Origin of the sequence: Metalysinibacillus jejuensis, from assembly GCF_003057615.1 — a bacterium.
Taxonomy (GTDB): domain Bacteria; phylum Bacillota; class Bacilli; order Bacillales_A; family Planococcaceae; genus Metalysinibacillus; species Metalysinibacillus jejuensis.
The window spans coordinates 1-8,558 of sequence record NZ_QAFW01000068.1 but is presented as its reverse complement, the minus strand read 5'-3'; the positions used below and the strand labels follow the sequence as shown (position 1 = coordinate 8,558).

Annotated in this window: 10 protein-coding genes; 4 read left to right on the top strand and 6 right to left on the bottom strand. The window is 45.4% G+C overall.

What is annotated here, in order from left to right; genetic code table 11:
- Nucleotides 1–426 (bottom strand): helix-turn-helix domain-containing protein (locus DDE80_RS13035; RefSeq protein ID WP_153060914.1); only part of this gene is annotated, 426 nt, incomplete at its 3' end.
- A gap of 79 nt (nucleotides 427–505) precedes the next feature.
- Here DDE80_RS13035 and DDE80_RS15080 point away from each other — a divergent pair.
- Nucleotides 506–655: a ribbon-helix-helix domain-containing protein gene (locus DDE80_RS15080; protein ID WP_235612342.1), complete on the top strand. Its 150-nt coding sequence runs from the start codon at nucleotides 506–508 to the stop codon at nucleotides 653–655.
- A gap of 108 nt (nucleotides 656–763) precedes the next feature.
- Here DDE80_RS15080 and DDE80_RS13030 read toward each other — a convergent pair whose 3' ends face one another.
- Entirely contained in the window at nucleotides 764–2,191 is a 1,428-nt protein-coding gene (locus DDE80_RS13030; protein ID WP_108308321.1) for a sensor histidine kinase, read from the bottom strand.
- Nucleotides 2,188–2,892: a response regulator transcription factor gene (locus tag DDE80_RS13025; protein ID WP_108308319.1), complete on the bottom strand. Its 705-nt coding sequence runs from the start codon at nucleotides 2,890–2,892 to the stop codon at nucleotides 2,188–2,190. Before DDE80_RS13025 ends, DDE80_RS13030 begins: the two co-directional genes overlap by 4 nt.
- A 148-nt stretch (nucleotides 2,893–3,040) precedes the next feature.
- On the opposite strand from DDE80_RS13025, the gene nhaC reads away from it, so the two are divergent.
- Together nhaC and DDE80_RS15075 are read left to right on the top strand one after the other, a co-directional pair.
- Nucleotides 3,041–4,417, top strand: coding sequence for a Na+/H+ antiporter NhaC (gene nhaC, locus DDE80_RS13020; RefSeq protein ID WP_108308317.1), 1,377 nt, complete (start codon nucleotides 3,041–3,043; stop codon nucleotides 4,415–4,417).
- Between the two features lie 774 nt (nucleotides 4,418–5,191).
- Nucleotides 5,192–5,392 (top strand): hypothetical protein, encoded by a 201-nt coding sequence (locus DDE80_RS15075; protein WP_153060912.1) that lies wholly within the window; start codon nucleotides 5,192–5,194, stop codon nucleotides 5,390–5,392.
- Nucleotides 5,393–5,421: 29 nt separating this feature from the next.
- Here the strand turns inward: DDE80_RS15075 and DDE80_RS13015 are convergent, their stop codons facing one another.
- Both DDE80_RS13015 and bluB read right to left on the bottom strand, forming a co-directional pair.
- Nucleotides 5,422–6,339, bottom strand: coding sequence for a 2-hydroxyacid dehydrogenase (locus DDE80_RS13015; protein ID WP_235612341.1), 918 nt, complete (start codon nucleotides 6,337–6,339; stop codon nucleotides 5,422–5,424).
- Nucleotides 6,340–6,354: 15 nt separating this feature from the next.
- The gene (gene bluB / locus DDE80_RS13010) at nucleotides 6,355–6,999 is read right to left on the bottom strand and encodes a 5,6-dimethylbenzimidazole synthase (RefSeq protein WP_108308314.1); all 645 of its coding nucleotides are present in this window, start codon (nucleotides 6,997–6,999) and stop codon (nucleotides 6,355–6,357) included.
- Between the two features lie 64 nt (nucleotides 7,000–7,063).
- Here bluB and DDE80_RS13005 point away from each other — a divergent pair, with 64 nt between their 5' ends.
- Nucleotides 7,064–8,203: an FAD-dependent monooxygenase gene (locus DDE80_RS13005; protein WP_108308313.1), complete on the top strand. Its 1,140-nt coding sequence runs from the start codon at nucleotides 7,064–7,066 to the stop codon at nucleotides 8,201–8,203.
- On the opposite strand, the gene DDE80_RS15180 is transcribed toward DDE80_RS13005, so the two are convergent.
- Entirely contained in the window at nucleotides 8,180–8,329 is a 150-nt protein-coding gene (locus DDE80_RS15180) for a response regulator transcription factor (protein ID WP_161769895.1), read from the bottom strand. The genes DDE80_RS13005 and DDE80_RS15180 overlap by 24 nt on opposite strands.
- Nucleotides 8,330–8,558: the final 229 nt, after the last annotated feature.

The window sequence follows — 8,558 nt, the reverse complement described above, 5'->3', positions numbered from 1 at the left end:
ATGTTGCTTGATTTTTACTAATTTCAGTTTAGGTAATTTGATATGACCATCTTGCAATTCGATATTTCCGTTCACTCGATTGGTTGTATAAGACTGTTTTGACTTACGGTTTTTGAACTTTGGAAATTCCGCATTGCCTTCAAAAAAATTCTTATAAGCCTTTTGTAAGTTCATTTGTGCATTTGCCAAAGCTAAAGAATCTACTTCTTTTAGAAATGGAAATTCGTCTTTATATTTAGCTGGTGTAGGGAACTTTTGCTTTTTAAGTGCTTCTTTATCATCTTTGAACTTTTCATACGTTTCTTTGCGTTCAGCTAACATCTTATTGTAGACAAAACGAACACAGCCGAATGTTTTAGCTAATAGTACAGCTTGCTCTTTGTTTGGTAAAAAACGAAATTTGAAAGCTTTATTTTGTTTAGTCATATCAATTCACCTCACTTTGTACGGAATAATATCATATATATTGATTGTATCGTAGAAATACCGTACAATCAAGTGAGAGGTGATAATTTTGAAAAATAATAAAGAACGTGTAGAAATTCGTATGCCTAAACCAATTATCGAGAAATTAGATAAATACCAAGAAGAAAACGGACTGTCTACAAGAACAGCAACTATTCTCGAATTATTGCGAAAAGGCTTAGAAAAATAACGTTGGCTAAAGCCAACCGAAATTCATCTCCCACCCACTCATTGGTGCTATTCGCACCTTCACATTCCTTGAGGATGGGAGACTTCTTTCGGAAAGCCGTTAAAAATTTCATGGGGTTTCCTCCTTAAGTGGTAGGCGACAAATAAGTGCTGTACCTATTGTTTTGGCCGATACAATTTGTACGGTGCCACCGTGTTTTTCGATAATTTGTTTAGTAATGCTAAGTCCTAGCCCGCTTCCTCGGTCGCCTGCTTTCGTGCGCGCGACGTCCGCTTGGTATAGTGGATCAAAGACGTGCTTTGCATCTTCTTCGCGAATGCCTTCGCCGTCATTTTGTACGACGATGTATAACGCGCCGTCGGTAATATAAGGGGCGATGCCATCGTAGACGAGCGTGCGCATCGCATCCGCTTCTGCTGTAAAGGCACTGACCTTCGTAGCGGCATGTTGAATGGCGTTCATCATGGCGTTATCCATCACACGCATCAACTGTTTAGGGTTAAGGTAGTACGTGCCATACGCTGCATTATGCGTCGTTAACTGAATGCCTCGGTTCGCACAAAGCGCTTGGTAGTCCGACAATAACATCTCAAAATATTCCTCGCCGTCTACCGCTACTTTCGTTAGCGCGTAATTGAGCGATTGTAGCGTCGTATATGTCGTTAAATCATCTAACATTTGTTGCATATAATGCGATTTACTTATAATAATTTGCTCATACTCGGCGCGTTCGGCTGCGCTGAGATTTCCCTGCAAGGACTCTGCGTACGCGCGAATAGCGGTGAGCGGTGTTTTTAAATCATGTGACAAACTCGCAATCATAAATTGTTTTTCGGCTTGTTCCTGCGTTAACTTTTTACGCGTGCGCATCACTTCTCGTTGCATCGCATAAAACTGCTCGGTTAGCTCGCCAATTTCGTCATATGTTTTAGGCGCTAGCGCGAACGGCTTGTTTTGCGCAAAAGCGCTCATTTGTTTACCGAGTAGCGATAGCCGCTTCGTAAATTTGCGATTCGTAATGACGATAACTAAGGCGTACACGATAAGAAGCACGAGGCTAAATAGGACAATAACGGTCGTCGTCCGATTGGCCACGCCGTCACGCCACTGCTTGCGCGAAAAAACCACTTCGTAAAAGCCAATAATGGCGCGCTCTTCTAGCACAGGTGCGCGGTACGTATACGTGCGAAAATCACGCTGCAATTCATTTAAACGATGAAAACGCTCGGCGCTTGTCGTCTTCGCTAAAAAAGGGTTCGTCGTATAGAGCACCTTACCGCTCGCATCGTAAAGCGTAATGGCCTTCGTTTCGTCACCGAGTGCTTTCACTGCTCTATAGTCTGCCTGTGGGCGGTAAAGTGCGGGTTTTTCAGTAATACGCTGAATGTTTTGCAAAGCTAACATCGTCTCTAAGCGGTCGGCTACGGCACGCTCCTTGTTGTAGTCGCTAATCCACGCAAATAATACGTAAGCGGCGACAAGTGGCACGAGCATCACGAGTAAATACGTAGCGAGTAACCACGTGCGCAGCTTCATAGCGTTTCTCCAATAAAGCGGTAACCTTTACCCCACACCGTTTGGATAAAGCGCGGCGTTTTCACGGGATCGGCGAGCTTTTCGCGCAAGCCTTTAATATGTACCGTTACGGTATGTAGGTCGTTAGCGGTAGCGGCTTGTTGCCAGACGTGTTCGTATAGCTCTTCTTTCGAAAAAGCGCGCTCGGCATGCGTGGCGAGTAAGCGCAGTAGCTCCCATTCCGTTTTAGTTAAGGCGAGCGTTGTACTATCAAGCATCACGCTTTCGTTATCATAATGAATCGTTAAGCCATGGTCATAGCGCACTTCATTTTGCGCAAGCGTCTCGCCTTTATAGCGCTGCCAGCGTCTAAGTTGTGAAGCGACGCGTGCTTTCAGTTCTACTAAGCTAAACGGTTTGGCGAGGTAGTCGTCCGCCCCTTGCGTAAAACCTTCTACTTTATCGACATCTTCTTTACGGGCTGAGATGATGATGATCGGCATATCGCTTTTGAAGCGGATGTTTTTACATAGCGTGAAGCCGTCCATCTCAGGCAACATTAAGTCAATTAACGCTAAATCGTAGTCGCCATTTTGAAAGTCTTCCCAACCTTCTAAACCCGTCGTTGACCACGTCACAAAGTAGCCTTCTTTCGTTAATGTATCTTTGACAATGCGCGCAATAGCTTGGTCATCTTCTACGAGTAAAATCGATTGTGTCATTTGTCTTCCTCCTAGTTCCTACTTTATCAGCCGGATTTTGTCGTTTACGTAATTTTATCATTTCTTTACTATTTGGCGTATGCTATAATCAGCTTCGTTACTTCAACGCGTTGCAGTAACAAAGTTGACAACTTAGAGGAGGCTCTCCATGTTTCACGCAGAAGCAAAAACAACGCCAGGTTTTCTTGAAGCGCTGGCGATAGTGACGATAATTATTGGTGTTATGAGTGCGAGTATTATCGCATTTGGCGCACCACCCCATATGCCCATTTTAATCATTATTACGCTACTACTTGTTTACGGGCTGAGTAAAAAAGTGGCATTTAGCGATTTACAACAAGGTATGATACGCGGCGCGCAATCTGGGCTCGGCGCGATTTTTATCTTTTTCTTTATTGGCACATTAGTGAGTAGTTGGCTCATCGGCGGTACGATTCCGACATTAATTTACTACGGCTTCTCCTTTGTGACACCGAGCTTTTTCTTTGCGATTGTTTTTGTCATTACGTGCATCATTGGCTTAACGATCGGCAGTTCACTCACGACAGTCGCAACGGTGGGCGTCGCCTTTATCAGCATGGCAAGTGCGATGGATTTATCGCTAGCACTAACTGCCGGGGCCATTGTCTCTGGCGCATTTTTTGGCGATAAGATGTCACCGTTATCCGATACAACAAACCTCGCCTCAAGCATTGTCGGGGTAGATTTATTCGAACATATTAAAAATATGGCATGGACGACCATTCCTGCCTTTGTGATTTCGTTTGTGGCGTATGCCCTACTATCACCGACGAAAGTAGATAGCGCGGTGATGGACATTAGCGCGTTTCAAACGGCTTTACGAGATACGAACTTAGTGCATTGGTATGCGTTTTTACCACTCGTATTGCTAGTGATTTTATCTATTAAAAAAGTACCGGCTTTATTAACGCTCGCCATTGGTACGGTGTTTGGTATTGTATTATCATTTTTACACGATCCGATGTCAATGACAGCGATTTTAGATGTATTGTTCGGTGGCTACACGCCTGATACGCCAAATGAAGAAGTCAATGCATTATTAAAACGCGGTGGCATTGCGGGCATGTTCTTTACGATTACCCTCGTGCTACTAGCGTTAAGCATGGGCGGCTTATTGTTTACGCTCGGCATCGTGCAAAGTATTTTTGCGAAGATTGAAAGCAGCCTAAAAACGGCGCGTTCGGTCATTACAGGTACAGCGATTACAGGCATTGGGATTAATACGCTTGTCGGGGAGCAGTACTTGGCGATTTTATTAACAGGCGAAACATTCCGCGATCAGTACAAGAAGGTCGGGCTTGCGCCGAAAAACCTTGCGCGTGCGATGGAAGATGCGGGTACGGTCGTTAACCCACTGGTGCCGTGGAGTGTGTGCGGTATTTTTATTACGGATATGCTGGGGGTTGCTACGGTCGATTACTTCCCGTTCGCCTTCTTCTGCCTACTTGGCCCTATCCTAACCATCGCCTTTGGCTGGAGCGGCAAAACCCTAACAAAAAGTTGAGAGACGCGTTTATCTGCGACACGCGCTGGAGTCTTTGAGGAGGAAACGATTTTTGTTTCCGCTCGAAAAGACGAAGCGACGCGAGCAGATGCGTCTCGAAACTGGATTATACCAAGAAGCTTGAGCAAAGCGCTTAACGACGTAGGCACTGGAACACGTGAAGGAAAGGCGTACTTTGCCTTTACCTGAACGGGTGAAGTGACCAAGTCGTTGCTTTGCGAAACTGGATTAAAACAGAAAGTTGAGAGACGCGTTTATCTGCGACACGCGCTGGAGTCTTTGAGGAGGAAACGATTTTTGTTTCCGCTCGAAAAGACAAAGCGACGCGAGCAGATGCGTCTCGAAACTGGATTACAACAAAAAGCTTGAGAAAGGCGTTAAGCTTCGCAGGGCATTGGATCTTTTTAAAGCTAGGACGACTGCTCAACTTCAACGCAGTTGGAAAGCAGACACGGAAAGCGTTCTTTGCTTTCTAGTGGCTGATTGAAACAGCGGAAGAAGTTAGTCGGGCTAGCTAGACAGTTGGGTTGAACGCGCTTTTTGCGTTCAGACACAAAAGCGAAATGACACAAGAAGCTGCCTTTCGAAACTGGATTACACCAAAAAGCTTGAGAGGGCTTGGTCAATTCCGATAGGCGTTGGAACTTCAGCGGCAAAGGTGCTTTTTACCTTTGACTGCTGAAGTGAAACGACCTGAGGAATTAGCCCTCGAAACTGGATTAAACCAAAAAGCTTGAGCAAAGCGCTTAACGACGTAGGCGCTGGAGCCCTTAAATGTCTAAACGACTCTTCAACTTCAACGCAGTTGGAAAGCAGACACGGAAAGTGTTCTTTACTTTCCGTTGGCTGATTGAAACAGTGAGAGAAGCGAGAGACTTCACTTCAACACCTAAGAAGCAAATCCCCCTTCCCTCCTACAAAATTACAGCTAAAAGCGAACGCTGCTTTTCTCCACCTAAAAAAGGCTATGCCTAAAGTCAATGACTTAGCGCATAGCCTTTTTGTTATTTTACGATATATGCCTCGCCTTGTTGCTTCAGTACGGCGATTGTATTGCGCACCGCTTGCAGTTGCATCGCCTTACGCGTCGCTTCCGTAGCGGAGCCAATATGCGGCGTGAGCACCACATTATCTAGCTGACAAAGCGGATGGTCTGCACCGATTGGTTCTTGCGCAAAAACATCTAGCCCTGCGCCGAAAAACTGCTTATTTTGTAAAGCTTGGACTAATGCCGCTTCGTCTACTACAAGCCCACGCGCCGTATTTACAAAAATGGCATGCGCTTGTAATAAATCCAGCTGTTCGCGCCCAATCATACCTGTTGTTTCGGCTGTTAGTGGCACCATCGTTAGCACGACATCACACGTCGCAAATAACTCATTAAGTGACAAATACGTTGCGTCGTACGTCGCCTCTAAATCCTGATGACGTGAGCGATTATAATAGTACACCTCCATATCAAAGCCGTTATGCAGGCGCTTGACAATTTGTTCGCCAATGCGACCGAGCCCTACAATGCCTAGCTTTTTTTGGTGAATGTCCATTCCAAAATACGTATCCGCTACACTGCCTTGCCAATGACCAGCACGTAGCCACTCATCCATTTGCGGAATTTTGCGCGCTACTGCTAAAATTAGCGCCACCGTTAAATCTGCTACTGTGGCATCTAAAACGTGCGGCGTATGCGTACCTACTACCCCGTGCTTGTGCATCGCCTCAAGGTCAAAGCCATCATAGCCCACCGCAATATTGCTGACGACTTTTAACTTTGGGTTAGCCGCAAGCAACGCCTCGTCAATTTTGCCCATTGGCACAATATAGCCCTCTGCTTCCTGTAAGCTATCGACTACAGTAAAGTGCTGTTGCACAAGCGCCATTGGCTCGTCATAAAGCGCGCGCTCAATATAAATCGTTGGTTTCATTACTATCCCCTCCTCTTACTTTGTTCCCCATGTATTAGTGAAGATTAAACCTTCAAGGTCACGACGAGTTGCCCAGTTTTCCATTTCTAAAATCGGGCGCTGCGGGTAGTTTTCAGTGTAGCCGACCGATAGTAGCGCAATCGGATCAACATGTGGCGGGATGCCTAAAATATCGCGCACATCATTCTTTTTATAAAAGCTCACCCAGCCCATCGCAAGCCCTTCGGCATAAGCGGCTAACCACATATTTTGAATGGCGCACGCCGTCGAAAGTGCGTCTGTTTCAGGAATCGAATTGCGCCCTAACACATGTGAGCCGCCGCGCGTTGGGTCGCACGTCACACAAATCGTCAGCGGGGCTTCTTTAATGCCTTGTAGCTTCAAATCCAAAAAGCGCAGTTCTTTTTCGGCATCTTCCTCATAGTGAATAGCGAGCGCACGCTTTTCCTTTTCCGCTGCCCAGGCCAGTTTATCCTTTAGCCCCTCGTCTGTTACGAGTGTAAAATTCCACGGCTGCATAAAGCCAACGGACGGCGCGTGATGCCCCGCATGTAAAATACGCGAAATTTTTTCTTCTTCAATCGGTGTTGGTAAAAAGGTTCGTACATCACGACGATTATAAATCGCTTTATACACCGCATCTCTTTCTTCGTTCAACATAAAAAAACCTCCTCTTTGGTATCCGCAAATTTTGTTTGCTATACTTAGTATAGAGGTGTTTTTTATGAGAGTCATTATAATTGGTGGTGGCATCGGCGGATTAACTGCCGCGGTTGCCTTACATAAGCAACATGCAGAGGTTTTAGTATACGAAGCGGCGAGTGAGTTTAAGCCGTTAGGCGCGGGCATCGGACTTGGTGCGAACGCGATGCAAGATTTAAAAGATATTGGCATTGGTGATGAAATTTTCAAACAAGGTACGCCAATTCATACGCAAATTTTTAAAGATGCCACAGGTAAAATTTTAAATACGATTGATTTTGCGAAATTTAAAGCCCAGTACGGTCACGAAAACATTACCATTCACCGCGCTGATTTACACCAAACATTATTTGACGCCCTCCCCCGTCATACCGTGCGTTTTACTAAGCGTTGCGTCCATGTATCTGAGCACCATGACGGCGTCGTTGCGGTGTTTAATGATGGCACGAGCGTTAAAGGGGATTTAGTGATTGCGGCGGACGGCATTCATTCGAACTTACGCAAGCAGTTTTACCCAAATGCTGACCCGCGCTATGCAGGTTACACGTGCTGGCGAGGGCTGACGACGAATGATGGGCTTGTGGAAGCGGGCGTATCATGTGAAGTATGGTCGCGCAAAGGACGCTTTGGCTTTGCGCCGATGCAAGACGGTCAAGTGTACTGGTTTGCGTGTGTGAACACTAAGCCAGACAACGCTTTTTATGCCGAGCTAACTAATGAGCAGCTCGCTTACCAGTTCCGCAATTTTCCGAGTGAGGTTAGCGCCTTAATTAATAAAACCGCACAAAACCAAACGTTACATCACGATATTTATGATATTAAACCGCTTAACCGCTTCGTGTTTGGGCGCACTGTCCTGCTTGGCGATGCCGCACACGCCACAACGCCTAATATGGGACAAGGTGCGGGACAAGCGATTGAGGATGCGATCACGCTTGCGAAAAACATAGCGCAGTACAATCGCAAAGAAGCACTACACCGTTACGAAAAGGAACGCGTCGCGCACACGAAAAAAGTCGTACGCCTATCGCGCCAAATCGGTTGGGCGGCGCAGTGGTCAAGCCCCTTTGCGACCACATTCCGCGACAAAGTCTTCCCGCATATTCCGTCGGGCTTACTGTTTAAGCGCTTACAATTTTTATTTAAAAATCACAATGAGTAAATTTACATCAAGAAGCGCTAAGTCACAGGGTAAATGACTCACCGGCTCATAACCATGTAGACGTAATAGAAACTGTAACTCATTCAAAATTGTTTCATCATCTTCAATTACTAAAATTTTATACATTTTACCACCTCTTCAACATTCAGTCTTATTACCATACTATAAAATTAATTTAGTTAATAACATTCCCTTTCTTACTATTAAATCTTCAAGTATTACTTTATTACACACGTGTTGATTAGCGAAATTCACGTATCATTTTCTTGATAAATGAATCGAGCTGAGGTCAGAGTTTCTTCCACATACGTTTGCCATTGTTGATCGAGCGCATGCCAAAGAAACAGGCGTGTAA

What these genes read in the sequence shown, in the direction of transcription:
- bluB (WP_108308314.1), bottom strand. Translation starts at nt 6,999, where the DNA reads ATGTTGAACGAAGAAAGAGATGCGGTGTATAAAGCGATTTATAATCGT.
- DDE80_RS13005 (WP_108308313.1), top strand. Translation starts at nt 7,064, where the DNA reads ATGAGAGTCATTATAATTGGTGGTGGCATCGGCGGATTAACTGCCGCG.
- DDE80_RS15180 (WP_161769895.1), bottom strand. Translation starts at nt 8,329, where the DNA reads ATGTATAAAATTTTAGTAATTGAAGATGATGAAACAATTTTGAATGAG.
- nhaC (WP_108308317.1), top strand. Translation starts at nt 3,041, where the DNA reads ATGTTTCACGCAGAAGCAAAAACAACGCCAGGTTTTCTTGAAGCGCTG.
- DDE80_RS13030 (WP_108308321.1), bottom strand. Translation starts at nt 2,191, where the DNA reads ATGAAGCTGCGCACGTGGTTACTCGCTACGTATTTACTCGTGATGCTC.
- DDE80_RS15075 (WP_153060912.1), top strand. Translation starts at nt 5,192, where the DNA reads ATGTCTAAACGACTCTTCAACTTCAACGCAGTTGGAAAGCAGACACGG.
- DDE80_RS13015 (WP_235612341.1), bottom strand. Translation starts at nt 6,339, where the DNA reads ATGAAACCAACGATTTATATTGAGCGCGCGCTTTATGACGAGCCAATG.
- DDE80_RS13025 (WP_108308319.1), bottom strand. Translation starts at nt 2,892, where the DNA reads ATGACACAATCGATTTTACTCGTAGAAGATGACCAAGCTATTGCGCGC.